Raw genomic sequence first — 14,668 nt, forward strand, 5'->3', positions numbered from 1 at the left:
CCACGCCCTGACGTACCGCCAGACGCCTATACTCCCGACAACGTGACAACGCCACGCCGCGCGCTGGACGACTTCATCGGTCGCTGGGGCGCGGCGGGCGGAACGAGTGAGAGGCCGTCCTAGCGCTGTACAGGGGCCTGGGCGGCCTGGGCGAAGTGCAGCACGACAGCCTTGGCTCCGGCGGCGAGTTCGTCCGACAGGGCGTCGCTCCCGTCCGGCAACGCCTCTACGTGCCCCCTGGAGACCGTCACAGAGCCCGTGCGGGCCTTGTACTGCGCGCCACCACGCCCCGCTCGAACGCCCCTGAGCCACCCTTGGACGGCTTCGCGGGCGCATCCTCCTCGGGCGGCAGCGGCACGATGCCGATCTCCTCCAGGTGCGATGTGCCGGTCTGGTGTCAGCGGGGGTGATGTCACTGACGTGGTGTCAGTTCCTGGTGTTGGTGCTGGCTGGGTATCTGTTCGGGAGGGTGCCGCCGTCCGTTGAGAAGCTGCGGGGGAGGCTGATGGACTCATTGGGTGGTTTGAGCGTGTTCATATGCGTATGACTGGGGCGTGGCTGGGACGGTTGTGGCGTCGTCGATCACGAAGGGCCCCTGATGATCCGTAGATCCGCCCGGGTATGCAGCGCTGTTGCTCTGGGCACCGTAATGCTCACGGCCGCAGCGGTTGCGCCTGCCAGCGCATTCACCGCATCGGCCGTGGTATCCGCGCCGAGCCGGCTCACATCCCTACCGCCGCAGCAGAACGTCCCTTCCCTGGACGCCGGCGGGCCTGCCGGGACCGTCAGTTATCCCCCGGACGGGCAGCGTCACCCCGGGCCCAGCACCATCACCATCCAGGCGCCGCCCTACACCCGCATCGTCGGACTGGACCTGCGGTGCACCGGTATGGGGTGCCCGGTGAGCATCGCGCCTGACGGCAAGTCCGCCACGGCTCAGCTCACAGCTGGCACCTATGACTTCATCCGGCCGTGGACCGTCCACGTCGTCGCAGACCCCGACGCTCCCCTGGCCGGGGGAACCTTCAGTGGCACCTTCACCGTGGACGGCGTGACACAGCCGCTCACCGTGCAGATCACCCCCGGCATCCAGGGCATCATCGCGGCCAACCTCCGCAACACCAGCCCCTCCGGCGGTGGCGTGCGCGTACTTTCCGTTGACCCGGGCAGCAACACCGAAGCCGCGGGCCTGCTGCCCGGTGACCGCATCATCGAGGTCGACGGAGTCCTCACGCCCACCGTCAACGACCTCGACAACGTCCTGAGCGGCAAGCGGTCCGGCGCCACTTATCCCGTGACCGTCAATCGCGGCGGCACGCTCGTCACCCTGCAGATCCCCCTGGACCCGGAACCGTAACCTCACAGGCGACACACCCCACATGGTGTGGCCCGTTCCCGTCCAAGATGCTGTTGACGAATTCGGGCCCGGCTCCTTCGCCCCGTTGGATCTATCCGGCGGGGCGAAGCCCTCTCTGTCAGCCTTGGGTGAGACATCCCGTTCTGCGGGGTTCGCCTGAGAGGGCACGACAGGAGAACCGTCCCTTATGGCCGGCACAGAGCCCGTCGGGTCCGAGTCGGCGCCGAGGTCGAAGCGCCGCACTTTCACCTCGGAGTACAAGCTGCGGATCGTCGCAGAGTACGACTCCGCGCCCAGGAACGAGAAGGGTGCGGTCCTGCGCCGGGAACGGCTCTACCACTCGCATGTCAAGGAGTGGCGGGCCGCCCGGGATGCCGGGGCCCTGGAAAACCTGGTCGACCGCCGGACCAGCCCGGCCCGTGCGAAGAAGTCCGCCGCGGAGGTGGAGAACGAAAAGCTGCGGCAGCAGGTGGAGCGGTTGCAGAGGGACCTGGCACGGAACAAGGCTGCACTCGAGGTGATGGGAAAAGCTTCCGCGCTCTTGGAAATGATCTCCGAGAGCGCGGACTGAAGCCTGCCGCCGACCCTGTCGTGGACGAGGCGTTCACCAGCGTCGAGGTTCAACTGGGCATCACGGCCGCCTGTCGGCTGACCGGCCGCTCCCGCGCCACGCATTACCGTCTGCTCCGGCCGGCACCACCACGCAGAACACGTGCCCCGCAGATGCAGCCGTCGGCCCTGACGGCCGAAGAACGGGCTGCGGTACTGGAGTTGATGAACAGCAACGAATACGCCGAACTGCCGCCCGCACAGATCTGGGCCCGCGAGCTGGATGCCGGGCGCTACCACTGCTCCGTCTCCACGATGTACCGGATCCTGCGGGAGCAGGGCCAGACCGGCGAGCGCCGCCGCCAGGCGACCCATCCGGCCAGGACGGTGCCCGAACTGGTCGCCATCGGCCCGTCGCAGGTGTTCACCTGGGACATCACCAAGGTGGCCGGTCCCGAGAAGGGTGTCTGGTATCACGCCTACGTCATCATCGACATCTTCAGCCGGTACATCGTCGGCCACACCGTCGAGCGGGCCGAGTCCGCCGGGCGGGCCGAGGAGCTGATCCGCGAGACCATCACCCGCAACGGCATCGTGCCCGAGACCGTGCACGCTGACCGCGGCACCTCGATGACTTCCAAGAAGGTCTCCCAGCTGCTCATCGATCTGGGCGTGACACGCTCGCACTCGAGACCGAAGGTCTCCAACGACAACCCCTACAGCGAGGCCCAGTTCAAGACCACGAAGTACATGTCGGACTTCCCGGAAAGGTTCGACTCGCTCGCCCACGCCCGCGAGTGGTTCGACGCCTTCCTCACGTACTACAACCACGAGCACCGGCACTCGGGCATCGGCTGGCACACGCCCGCCTCCGTCCACTTCGGGACCGCCGAGGAGGTCCGCGACCAGCGCGCCGTCACCCTCGCCGAGGCATACGCCCGCCACCCCGAACGCTTCGGCCGCCGCCCCAGACCACCCGCAATACCCCAGACCGCCTGGATCAACGACCCGGCCAAGCGTAGAGAGCCCGCACCACAGACTCTCATAGCGTCACAACCGTCTCACTGGACTTGAAATCTTCGTGCGCCGTGCAAAGCGCTGCTTGACCGAGTGGAGGTGGAAGACCTGCACCGCGAGCCCCGTCGCAGCGGGGCGAGCGTAGCTGACGGCAGCCTGAACCGAGAGGCGTCGGCAAGGGCGAGAGCAGCCGTGACAAAGCCGGGACGGTCCAGCACTGCCAGATGGGTCGGGTCCGGCGAGCGAGACGCAGAGGTGTACGAGAGGAACCGGCGTTTACGTCCCGTAATGAGTCACCGGCTCGAACCTGGCGGATCTGGGCCGGATGGCGGTGCGCAACCGCTTCCGCAGTACGGGAGCGGGGAACTCTCGGGCAGGTCTGTAGATGCAGGCCCGGGAGGCCACGGTGAATGCCTGCGGCGTAACCGTGGCGATGCCGCCGGGACAGAGTCGGGCACCTCCTGCGACGAACGGTCAGCAGTGAACACGGGAACCCTCCCGCATCCGTCACGAGTCCGCGCCGCCAGCGCGGAGTTCGAGGCTGGACCCACCGTCGGTCGACCGGTGCGGGAGGGGGCGGAGCCGCCGTAGTACTCAGAGCCGGGGAGAGCCCGGAGCAAGGGGAAGGGCGGCAGTAGTTCCATGAAGGGAAGGATGCTGTAATGCCAGAAGACGCGCCGCCGAACGGCGGCGCTCCGGAAGGAGATCCCCAGCGGGGCCCTTCGGCCGGGTACTGGAGATGCAGGCCAAGCTTCACCGTTGGGCGGTGGCCGACCCCGGCCGCCGGTTTGACGACCTGTTCAATTTCGTTCATGACCCGGCGACGCTCATCGTGGCGTTCGACCGGGTCGCGGGCAACCAGGGAGCCCGAACCGCCGGCGTGGACGGTGTGGCCGTCACCGACGTCGAGCGGGATATTGGAGCACCCGGGTTCCTGGACGGTCTGCGCTCGGACGTGAAGTCCGGCGCGTTCCGGCCCCTGCCGGTGAGGGAGCGCAAGATCCCCAAGCCGGGCGGGTCGGGAAAGGTTCGCAGCCTCGGTATTCCCACGGTGGCGGACCGGACCGTTCAGGCCGCGCTGAAGCTGGTGCTGGAACCCATCTTCGAGGCCGACTTCCTGCCGGTCTCCTATGGGTTCCGGCCCAAACGGCGGGCTCAGGACGCGATCGCGGAGATCCAGCGTTTCGGCTCCAAGGGATATCACTGGGTGCTGGACGCCGACATCGAAGCGGCCTTCGACAACGTCTCCCATCGCGCCGTTATGGGCGCCGTGCGGAAACGGGTCAAGGACAAGCGTGTCTTGGCGCTGGTCAAGGCGTTCCTCAAGGCAGGCATCCTCAATGAGGACGGCCAGCGAAGGGACACCCACACCGGCACCCCGCAGGGCGGCATCCTCTCCCCGCTGATCTTCAACGTCGCGTTGTCGGCGCTCGACGAGCACCTGCACCGCGACTGGCTGCCCGGCGGGCGGATGGATGGCCAGTACCCGCGTCGCAAGCGTCGTCGGCATGGCCTGCCCAACTGGCGAATTGTCCGCTACGCGGACGATTTCGCGATCATGGTGCATGGCTCTGCCGAGGATGCGGCGGCCCTCCAGGGCGAAGTAGCCTCCGTGCTCGAACCTTTGGGGTTGAGGCTGTCACCAGCCAAGACCCGAATCGCGCACATAGAGGACGGGTTCGACTTCCTCGGGTTCCGCATCCGGCGGCGCCGCAAACGGGGAAGCAACAAGTGGTACGTCTACGCGTTCATCGCCGCGCGGCCCGTCCGCTCGGTGAAGGACAAGATCCGTGCCCTGACCCGCAGGACGTCACACGCTGACCCCAGGGAAGTGCTGATCCGGCTCAACCAGATCATGCGCGGCTGGGCCAACTACTTCCGGCATGCCGTCGCGAAGCACACGTTCCGCATGCTCGGGGCCTTCCTCTGGCATCGCGTGATCATGTGGCTCAAGACAATGCACCGCTGGTCTTCGAAGGACGTCCGCAGCCGGCTCCTTGGCCCTCACGGGTCATGGCTGCCGATCACCGCGGACGGGGTCGAACTGATCAACCTGGCGCGGACACCGGCGATCACCCGGTACCGCTACCGGGGCGACACGATCCCCAGCCCCTGGCCCACAGCCTGACAACCAGTCCGACGAGAGGAACTGTGGAGAGCCCGGTACTCGGAGACGGGTACGCCGGGTTCGGAGAGCGGCCTGGAGAAACGGGCCGGTGGCAACACCGGAACCGCGCTTCAGGCCGACTCAACCGCCTTCAGTGTCCTGACCTGCCGAGACTGCCCCTTCCAGAAGCAGTGCACCACCTCGAAGACCGGGCGCCGCATGCTCACCCTGCGACCCGAGGAACTCCACGAGAACCTCGCCCGGGCCCGCGCCGAGCAGAAGACCGACACCTGGAAGAACAAGTACGCCCCGCGCGCCGGCGTCGAGGGCACCATCAACCAGGCCCTCGACATCACCGGCATTCGCCGGGCCCGCTACCCGGCCTACCGAAAGTCCGCCTCCAACACGCCTTCTCCGCCACCGCACTCAACGTGATCAGGCTCGACGCGCACTGGACCACAGACCCCCTCGATCGTCCCCGCCACAGCAGGCTCGAACGACTCAGCTACCGACTCTCCGCCTGAACGAATTGCGCAGCAGAGTCCGTGGTGCTCTGGACGACCAGGTACATCGACGCCGCCGTCGCCCAGTTCCGTGCGGAGAGAACCAAGATCAGGGGCGAGGATGTCGCGCGGGTGTCGCCGCTCAAGCACAAGAATCTGAACGTTCTGGGCCCCTACAGCTTCACCGCCTCCCAGCCGGGCGACGGGCTGCGGCCGCTGCGCGACCCGGACACCGTCGGCCTGGACGAGGACGACGAGGAGTAGGGAAGCGAGGCGCCCAACGTCTCCTCCGGCTGTCGGCTCGTGGCGTTGATGTCGCCAGCCTAACTTGGAGGGTGCTGAGCCCACTTCGGTGTCCAGATATCGCCTTCGGGGCGTCCGGGGTATGCGGAGCTGAGGTGGGTGCGGAGCGCGGTGAGGGCAGGGTGCGGGTTGTCGGTGCGCCAGAGCAGTGAGTGCGGGTAGACCGGGATCGGGCTGTGTAGGGGGATGCGCCTCAGGTCATGGCCGGCGGGCCAGACGAGAGGGGTCTGCTCGCTGACGAAGGTCGCCAGCGTCGAGGAGCTCGCGATCGTGTCGAGGAGGGGCTCAATGCCGAAGTCGGGGCCGATCGAGTCGATGGTGAGCCCGAACGCGGTGGCGAGTTCGTCGTAGTAGGCGGCCCACTCGGTTCCGGGGACGTTGCCGGGCATCCAGATCCGACGCCCGGCGAGCTGGGCGGGGGTGACCTTGCGAGCGGCAGCGAACTCGTGAGCTGGTCCGGTGAACAGATGGAGGGGCTCGTCGAAGACCGGGGTGGCCTCGATGCCGTCGGGGAGTTGTCGCCCGGGCATGGTGACGGCGCGGAAGGTCGCGTCGATCGTTCCGGACCGGATGGCGGCTATGGCCGCCGAGGAGTCCAAGAGGGTCACCACATCGAGGTCGACGTCGGGGTGCGCGCGATGGAAGTCACGCAGCAGTCCTGCCAGAGAGAGCTGTCGGCCGATCACGTCGACGCGTAGCGGGCGGGTGCCTGGTCGTACGGAAGCGGCTGCCCGCTCCTCGGCTTGAAGGAGAGCCCGGGCGTGGGGCAGGAACGCCTGGCCGTCGATCGTCAGCCGGGCCCCACGCGCTGTGCGGTCGAACAGTTGCACGCCGAGGTCCTTCTCCAGCACGGCGATGCGCTTGGAGACGGCCTGCGGGGTGATCGACAGGCTGGTAGCGGCTTCTTGGAACTGTCCCTCGTCTACGGCGGTGACGAAGGTGTACACGGCAGTGAGGTCCACGCTGGCCATCCTAGGTGATCAACCAATGGTTGAGTTATAGGGGTGAAATGGTTGTTTGATTCCCTTGCGTACTGGCCGCTTTGATGTCTCTGGTCAATGTGTGGTGTTGCGGGGTAGTGCGACAGGGGGCGATTGCCCAGGCAGGTTCGACACTGCTGTCACCCCGTCCACGCGATCACACCGCGACGGACCGAGTAGCCCGCCCATCTGCCGATGCCGATGCCGGTGCGGTCGGTCGCTGGCAAGGTCACCATCGCGGCTCTGGTCGGGGTGGGGCTTCCTACTCACCGCGGAGGCAACTCACCCGTGCCGGATTCTTTCGTTCACCTGCACAATCACACCGAATATTCGATGCTGGACGGTGCGCAGAAGCTGAAGCCGATGTTCGGCGAGGTGGCCCGGCAGCAGATGCCTGCGATTGCCATGAGCGATCACGGCAACATGTTCGGCGCCTATGAATTCGCGCAGGTCGCGAAGGGCTTCGAGGGCATCACGCCGGTCATCGGTATCGAGGCGTACGTAGCGCCTTCCTCCCGTTTCGGCCGGAAGCAGGAGTTCTGGGGGCCGGGAGGCCGCCGCGCCGTGAGCGATGACGGTGAGGGATCGAAAGACGTCTCGGGTGGCGGCCGTTTCACCCATATGACCATGTGGGCGCGGAACGTTCAGGGCCTGCGAAACCTGTTCTGGCTCAGCACGCAGGCCAGCTATGAGGGACAGTTCCCGGTCGGTAAGCCGCGCATGGACCGCGAGCTGATCGCTGAGCGGCCGGAGGGCATCATCGCCACCACCGGTTGTCCCTCCGGCGAGATCCAGACCCGGCTGCGGCTGAACCAGTACGGCGAGGCGAAGGCCGCCGCTGCGGCTTACCAGGAGGTCTTCGGCCGCGAGAATTACTTCCTGGAACTGATGGACCACGGCCTGGATATCGAACGCAACGTCCGCGACGGCCTGTTGCGGCTGGCCAAGGAGCTGAGCATCCCTCTCCTGGCCACCAACGACGCGCACTACGTCACCGAGGACCAGGCCGACGCCCACGACAGCCTGCTGTGCATCGGTGTCGGCAAGAACAAAGATGACCCGAAGCGCTTCCGCTTCAACGGCTCCGGCTACTACCTCAAGACCGCCGCCGAGATGCGCAGGCTCTTCTCGGACCTTCCCGAAGCCTGCGACAACACCCTGCTGATCGCCGAGCGCATCGAGTCCTACGACGAGGTCTTCGACTACGTCGACGAGATGCCGCAGTTTCCGGACGTTCCCGAGGGCGAAACCCAGGAGTCGTGGCTGCGGAAGGAAGTCCTCGCGGGTCTGGCGATGCGCTACGGGAACCCGGTTCCCCAGCACGTCCTGGACCGCTTCGAGACCGAGATGACGGTCATCGGCCCCATGGGCTTCAGCTCTTACTTCCTCGTCGTGGCAGACATTTGCCGCCACGCCCGGGAGAACAAGATCCCCCTCGGCCCGGGCCGTGGCTCTGCCACCGGCTCCATCGTGGCTTACGCCACTCGCATCACTGAACTGTGTCCTCTGGAGCACGGCCTGCTGTTCGAACGGTTCCTCAACCCCGAGCGCATCAACCCTCCGGATGTGGACCTCGACTTCGACGACCGCCAGCGCGACAGAATGGTCCGCTACGTCACCGAGAAGTACGGCGACGAGTACACCGCCATGGTGAACACGTTTGGCAAGATCAAGGCCAAGAACGCGACCAAGGACTCCTCGCGCATCCTGGGCTACCCCTACTCCCACGGTGAGCGGATCACCAAGGCGCTCCCGCCGGACCAGAACGGCAAGTCAGCCCCGCTGGCAGCCGTCTTCGACCCCTCTCACGAGCGGTATGGCGAGGCCGGCGAGCTCCGGCAGATGTATGAGAACGAGCCGGACGTGAAGCGGGTCATGGACACGGCGCGGGGGGTGGAGGGCCTGACCCGCGGTACCGGTGTCCACGCCGCTGCGGTGATCCTTTCCAAGACGAAGCTGACCGACCGCATCCCGCTGCACATGCGTGCTTCGGACGGCGTGAAGATCACCGGGTTCGACTACCCGTCGTGCGAGGCGATGGGCTTGATCAAGATGGACTTCCTGGGGCTGAGGAACCTGGGCGTCATCGATCAGGCCATCGAGAACATCCGCGAGAACCGTGGCATCAACCTGGCCACCGTGGACCCCCTGGACGGCGACCCCTCCACCGTCGTGATCCCGTTGGACGACGCCAAGACCTACCAGTTGCTGGCCGAAGGCAATACGTTCGGTGTGTTCCAGCTCGACGGCGGCGGCATGCGGGTCCTGCTGAAACAGATGGAACCCACCCGGTTCGAAGACATCGCCGCGGTTAACGCCCTCTACCGCCCCGGCCCCATGGCGGCGAACGCACACACCAATTACGCGCACCGTAAGACCGGCCGCCAGGAGATCACCCCGATCCACCCCGAGCTGCGCGACGCCCTGGAGCCGATCCTCGGCAACACCTTTCATCTGCTCGTCTACCAGGAGCAGATCATGGCCATCGCCCGGGAACTGGCCGGATACACCCTCGGCGGCGCCGACCTGCTGCGCCGTGCGATGGGCAAGAAGAAGCCGGAGGTGCTGGCCGCCGAGTGGGACAAGTTCCACGACGGCATGCAGGGCAACGGATTCAGCGAGGAAGCCATCAAGGCGCTGTGGGACGTCATGCTCCCGTTTTCCGGCTATGCGTTCAACAAGTCCCACACCGCCGGCTACGGCCTCGTCTCCTACTGGACCGCGTACTTGAAGGCGAACTACCCGGCCGAATACATGGCCGCCCTGCTCACCTCGGTGGGTGACGACAAGGACAAGGCCGCGATCTACCTCGCCGACGCCCGCAAGAACGGCGTCCGAGTCCTCCAGCCCGACGTGAACGAGTCCGTCGCAGAGTTCACCGCCGTCGGCGACGACGTGCGGTTCGGACTGCGGTCCGTACGCAACGTCGGCGACAATGTCATCGAGGCCATTGTCGGTGCCCGCCGCAGTAAGGGGAAGTTCACTTCCTTCCCCGACTTTCTGGACAAGGCCGACCTGCCCGCACTGAACAAGAGGGCCGTCGAATCCCTGATCAAAGCCGGCACCTTCGACTCCCTGGGACATGCGCGTAAGGGCCTGACCGCCATCCACGAGGACGCCATCGACGCCATCATTCCCGTGAAGAAGGCGGCCAGCTTCGGTCAGGACGACCTCTTCGCCGATCTCAGCGGAGAAGGGAGCGACGGACCGGCCTTCGGCCTGGACTTCCCCATCGACGACACCGAGTGGCCCCGCCGCCAGCTCCTGGCGACCGAACGCGAGATGCTGGGCCTGTACGTCTCCGCCCACCCACTGGACGGCGCCGAGCACATCCTCACCGGAGCCCGGGACTGCTCCATCGCCGAACTTCTCACCTCCGGCCGCACCACCGGAGACATCCAGCTCTCCGGGCTGATCACCGGCATCCAGCTCAAGATGACCAAACAGGGCAACGCGTGGGCCATCGTGAACCTCGCAGACCGCGACGCCAGCATCGAGGTCCTCTTCTTCCCTGCCTCCTACCAGCTCGTGCAACACGCGCTGGCCGAAGACAACGTCATCTCCGTTAGAGGCAAGATCGAAGACCGCGACGGTACGGTGAACATCTTCGGCAGAGAACTGACGATGCTGGACGTGTCCTCGGCCGAGCACGGCGGGAAACCTCCCGTACGACTTGAACTCCCCGCCCACCGGGTCACGGAGCGGTCCGTGAGCGAACTGAAGAGAATCCTCGCGGCCCACCCGGGCGACAGCCCAGTCCGTCTCAGCGTCCGTGGCACACGGAAGACCACCGTCTACGCCCTGCAAGCCAGGGTGGACGCCACCACCATCGCCTCCGACGTGAAAGGCACCTTCGGAGCTGAAGCATGGGCGGGCATCGCATGATGCCAAGGACCGCCAGGTGGGATGCCATCGAGCTGCGGACATCCAAAACCAGAAGGAACGTCTCCTCGCGCACTTCGCACTGCAAGGCTGACCTGCAATTGCCCCACCACTACAGAGAACCCGGGGGATGCCGCCGGGTCCTCCGACTGTTCAAGATCAATCTCACCGATACTGACTGTTCCGTTGGTCCCCAAGGCCGGAGAAGGCGCGCAGCTCAGCGACCCTGCCGTCGGTGTCCCCGATCCGGTCGGCGACCAGCGGCAGCATCCGAGCCCGGACCGCGGCGCAGAAGCCTTCCTCCCGTACGTCCAGGAGGTCGCGGATCTCCTCCAACGCCAGGCCCAGCAGCTTCGCCGAGGAGATGAACGCCAGCCGGTCGACCGCATCCTCGTCGTACACCCGGTATCCGGACGCGGCCCGCTCCGCTGGCAGTAGCCCGGCACTCTCGTAGAAACGCAGCGTCGTCGCCGGAACGCCGGAGCGTTCGGCGAGCTGCGGTAGGTCGTCACACCATCGACGCTAAACCTTCCACCCGACTCGAAGGTCAAGCTGTGGCCGGCGCACCGGAGAGGTTCACCTTCACCACCGCGAGTGCTCCCGTCTGGGCGCATCACCCGAACCAGCGATCGTGCAACGCCTGTTGCGGCTGCTAGTGGCTCGGCTCGCATCGTTGGCCGGGTAATTGACGGGTTGCCCGGCAGTCAGCAGGCCAGGGCGGCCAGGTGCGCCGCCGGTTGTGCACGCGATTCATGTCACCTGAGGTCGTGCGGTTCCGGGGCTGTGCGTAACCGATGTCGACGTGTGGTGCGCGTGAGCGTCAGCGTCCCTGTGTGTCCCAGTTCGCGAGCACGGCGTCGGCCGCGGCGTGCAGGTGCCGTGCCGATGTGCCGTCACATACCTGTGTCGAAATACCGAGCAAGAAGCCGTGGATCATTGACGTGACGCCGTCCACGTCGGTGTCTTCGGCGAGTTCTCCTGAGGCGATGCCGCGTACGATGCACGCCCTGATGCGTGCTCGGTCCGCTGCGCGGCGCGCCGCTACGACCTTTCGTGTTCCGGCCTCGCCTGCTCCCGGTGCCCGGACCGTCCCCGAGAGGGCGACGAGGCATCCGCGAGGGTGGGATGTGTCGGTCTGCATGTTGATCGACCCGTGGAGGAGCCGGGCGATGGCCTCGCGGGGACTTTCCGCCTCGTCGGCCACGATATCGGTGACGCTGCCCGGTCCGGCGATGTAGTGCTCAACGGCCTTCTCGAACAGTCCCTCCTTCGAGCCGAAGGCGCCGTAGAGGCTCGCGGAGGACAGCCCTGTGGTCTCGCGGAGCTGGGCCAGCGATGTCGCTTCGTAGCCCTGTTCCCAAAACAGCAGCATCGCGGCCTCCAAGACGGCCTCCATGTCGAAGATGCGGGGACGGCCGATGGGGGGCACGGCGAACCTCCTCTATTGCGGACTGGTTGATCCAGTTTGACACCCGTAAGCACGTCTATCAATATCGGATCAGTCAATCCATAACTAGTGGAGGAGTCCGACCCGATGACCACAACGTGCCCCACGCCGGTCCGCGAGCGAGCGCACGAGTCGCTCCCCGTTGCGGCGTTGGTGGTGATGGCGTGCACCGGATTCATCGTGATCATGACTGAGACGCTCCCGGCGGGGCTGCTCCCGCAGCTCGCTGCAGGACTCGACGTCTCCGAAGGCGGCGCCGGCCAGCTCGTGAGCGCCTACGCGATCGGAACGGTCCTCGCAGCGATACCCGCAATCACGCTGACGCGCGGGGCACGGCGGAAGCCGCTCCTTCTTGCGGGCCTGCTCGGGTTCCTTGTCGCGAACGCCGTCACCGCGGTATCGCCGTCGTTCACCGTCGCTCTCGTCGCCCGGTTTGTCGGGGGAGCCTTCTCTGGTCTGCTGTGGGGCATGCTTGCCGGATACGCCCGGCGTATCGTCGCACCTGAGCACGCCGGGCGTGCCCTTGCCATCGCCATGACCGGAACCCCCGTCGCGCTCTCCGTCGGAACACCACTTGGCGCCTGGCTGGGCTCGACGGTCGGGTGGCGCTGGTCCTTCGCCGCGATGTCACTTCTCAGCGTCATCGTCATGATCTTCGCGAAGTTCCTCGTGCCCGACGCCCCGGGGCAGTCGACACAGACACGCGCTCCGCTCAGCCGAGTACTGGGCATTCCCGGCGTGGCGACCATCCTCGCCGTCGTATTCGTCTGGATGCTCGCGCACAACCTGCTCTACACCTACATCGCTTCCTATCTGCAGCAGATGCGTCTCGCCCTCCGGCCCGACGCCACACTTCTCGTCTTCGGCATCGCTGCACTCGGAGGTATCTGGATCACCGGCGTGTTCATCGACCGCGCACTTCGCAGGCTCACCCTGGCAAGCGTGACCCTGTTCATAGTCGCCGCAGCGCTTCTTGCCGCCGCGCAGCAATCCACTGTGCTCGTGCTACTCGCGATCGTCCTGTGGGGCCTCGCGTTCGGCGGCTCTGCGACGCAGTTGCAGACGGCCATGGGGGAGGCCGCCGGCGAGAACGCCGATGCGGCGAACGCGATGCTGACGACATCATTCAACATGGCGATCTTTGCGGGCGGTGCTGCGGGGGCCGTGGTCGTCGATGGCGTGGGCGCACCGGCTCTTCCAGCCGGGATGATCGCTCTCACACTCATGGCGCTCGTCATGGTCGGCTTCGGCCGGCGCGCAGCATTCCCCGCAGGGCGTTGATCGAGAACTGACCGGACCACTCCTCGTGGCTTGTCATGCAGCCTTGGACGGGTATGCCGTCCACTGGCGGATTGACGAGTCGGGGGCGAAGTTGATCTTGGGCTCGGTGCGGGTGTTGCGCCAGCGGATGTAAGCGGCGATGGCGGCGTTCTGCTCCTCGTGGGTGCGGTGGTCGGTGCCGTTGAGGGCGAAGTAGCGCAGGGCCGCGAACTCCGATTCGATCCAGTTCAGCCAGGATCCGTAGGTCGGCAGGAAGACCAGCTCGACGTCGTTGTCAGCGGCCCAGCTGAGGACCTCGGCGTGCTTGTGGGGGGAGAAGTTGTCCAGGACGACGTACAGCTTCTCCCCAGGCCAGCGGGAGCGCAGGGTCTTGAGCAGGCCGAGGAACTCTCGCCAGCGTTTGCGCTGCCGGATCCTGTAGTAGATCTTGCCAGTGGCCAGGTCGAGGGCGGCAAGCATGTGCATCACGCCGCCGAACCGGTGGTAGGTGGCCCGCAGCCGGCTGGGCTTGCCTACTGGACGCCAGGCCCTGCCCTTGCGCGGCTGAAGATTGAGAGGGCCGAACTCGTCGACGCATATCACCCGGCCGCCGGCCGGCGGGGTGTCGTACAGGGCCAAGACCCCGTGCATCTTGGCGATGAAGTTCGGATCGGTAGAGGCCTTCCACGTGGTTGTGGCCTGCCAGGAGATCTTGCCGGAGCGCAGGATGCGGCGCAGCGTCTCCCGGCTGATTTTCGGAACCACGTGCCGTTGGACGAGGTGGTCGGCGAGCTTGGACAAGCTCCAGGTGGCAAAGCCGGTCAGGCCCCAGTCGGCGGGGGACGTCCGGGCGATCAGGCAGATGTGCTCGCGCACCCGCTCATTGATCGTCCTGGGGCGTCCCCCGCTCCATTTTGGGTCCAGCGCGTCGAACCCCCGCTCGTTGAAGGCGTGGATGACATCGCGGACGTAGTCCTCGCCGACCTGCATCAGCGAGGTGATGTCCTTGACCGTCTGGCCCTGGGCGGACATCAGCACCACGATCGCCCGCCGCAGCCGGACCGGGTCCTTCGCAGTCCGGCTGATCCGCTGCAGGCGGCAGCCCTCCTCCACGCTGACCGAACGGACGAACACACTCGGTCGACGTCCCACGATCACCTCCAAGATCAAGTCCTGGAGACAGTCTGCTGATCATCAGACGGGACGTCGATTACCCGCCCAACGCTGCGAGACGAGCCACTAGCTTCAGGGAACCCGGCGCTG

At 66.3% G+C, this 14,668-nt stretch carries 11 protein-coding genes and 2 pseudogenes; 8 read left to right on the forward strand and 5 right to left on the reverse strand.

The window, feature by feature from the left end:
• Nucleotides 1-119 precede the first annotated feature (119 nt).
• A complete protein-coding gene (locus OG936_RS39320; protein WP_331755396.1) occupies nt 120-251 on the reverse strand; it encodes a hypothetical protein in 132 nt (43 codons plus the stop codon).
• A 650-nt stretch (nt 252-901) separates the two neighbouring features.
• Between OG936_RS39320 and OG936_RS39325 the strand changes: the two genes are divergently transcribed.
• The 6 genes and pseudogenes from OG936_RS39325 to OG936_RS39350 all read left to right on the forward strand — a co-directional run.
• The gene (locus OG936_RS39325) at nt 902-1,357 is read left to right on the forward strand and encodes a PDZ domain-containing protein (RefSeq protein ID WP_406500876.1); all 456 of its coding nucleotides are present in this window, start codon (nt 902-904) and stop codon (nt 1,355-1,357) included.
• 187 nt (nt 1,358-1,544) lie between these two features.
• Nucleotides 1,545-1,928, forward strand: a complete 384-nt coding sequence (locus OG936_RS39330) for a hypothetical protein (RefSeq protein WP_331755398.1) — start codon at nt 1,545-1,547, stop codon at nt 1,926-1,928.
• A 20-nt stretch (nt 1,929-1,948) separates the two neighbouring features.
• The gene (locus OG936_RS39335) at nt 1,949-2,980 is read left to right on the forward strand and encodes an IS3 family transposase (RefSeq protein ID WP_331755399.1); all 1,032 of its coding nucleotides are present in this window, start codon (nt 1,949-1,951) and stop codon (nt 2,978-2,980) included.
• A 682-nt stretch (nt 2,981-3,662) separates the two neighbouring features.
• Entirely contained in the window at nt 3,663-5,051 is a 1,389-nt protein-coding gene (ltrA, locus tag OG936_RS39340; protein WP_331755400.1) for a group II intron reverse transcriptase/maturase, read from the forward strand.
• 72 nt (nt 5,052-5,123) lie between these two features.
• Entirely contained in the window at nt 5,124-5,465 is a 342-nt protein-coding gene (locus tag OG936_RS39345; RefSeq protein ID WP_331755432.1) for a transposase, read from the forward strand.
• Nucleotides 5,466-5,572: 107 nt separating this feature from the next.
• Nucleotides 5,573-5,797: pseudogene (locus OG936_RS39350) on the forward strand (Tn3 family transposase); the annotation flags it as partial.
• A gap of 59 nt (nt 5,798-5,856) precedes the next feature.
• Here the strand turns inward: OG936_RS39350 and OG936_RS39355 are convergent.
• Nucleotides 5,857-6,798 carry a LysR family transcriptional regulator gene (locus OG936_RS39355; RefSeq protein WP_331755402.1) on the reverse strand — a complete coding sequence of 314 codons (942 nt, stop codon included), beginning with the start codon at nt 6,796-6,798 and terminating at the stop codon, nt 5,857-5,859.
• Between the two features lie 306 nt (nt 6,799-7,104).
• On the opposite strand from OG936_RS39355, the gene dnaE reads away from it, so the two are divergent.
• Nucleotides 7,105-10,701: a DNA polymerase III subunit alpha gene (gene dnaE, locus OG936_RS39360; RefSeq protein ID WP_331755433.1), complete on the forward strand. Its 3,597-nt coding sequence runs from the start codon at nt 7,105-7,107 to the stop codon at nt 10,699-10,701.
• 198 nt (nt 10,702-10,899) lie between these two features.
• Here the strand turns inward: dnaE and OG936_RS39365 are convergent.
• Both OG936_RS39365 and OG936_RS39370 read right to left on the reverse strand, forming a co-directional pair.
• Nucleotides 10,900-11,160 (reverse strand): annotated as a pseudogene (locus OG936_RS39365) (MerR family transcriptional regulator); the annotation flags it as partial.
• A 358-nt stretch (nt 11,161-11,518) separates the two neighbouring features.
• Complete coding sequence (locus tag OG936_RS39370) at nt 11,519-12,127, reverse strand: TetR/AcrR family transcriptional regulator (protein ID WP_331755403.1); 609 nt, start codon at nt 12,125-12,127, stop codon at nt 11,519-11,521.
• 105 nt (nt 12,128-12,232) lie between these two features.
• Between OG936_RS39370 and OG936_RS39375 the strand changes: the two genes are divergently transcribed.
• Nucleotides 12,233-13,426: an MFS transporter gene (locus OG936_RS39375; protein WP_331755404.1), complete on the forward strand. Its 1,194-nt coding sequence runs from the start codon at nt 12,233-12,235 to the stop codon at nt 13,424-13,426.
• A 33-nt stretch (nt 13,427-13,459) separates the two neighbouring features.
• On the opposite strand, the gene OG936_RS39380 is transcribed toward OG936_RS39375, so the two are convergent.
• Nucleotides 13,460-14,557: an IS630 family transposase gene (locus OG936_RS39380; RefSeq protein WP_406500878.1), complete on the reverse strand. Its 1,098-nt coding sequence runs from the start codon at nt 14,555-14,557 to the stop codon at nt 13,460-13,462.
• Nucleotides 14,558-14,668: the final 111 nt, after the last annotated feature.

Source organism: Streptomyces sp. NBC_00846 (assembly GCF_045207325.1).
Lineage (GTDB): Bacteria > Actinomycetota > Actinomycetes > Streptomycetales > Streptomycetaceae > Streptomyces.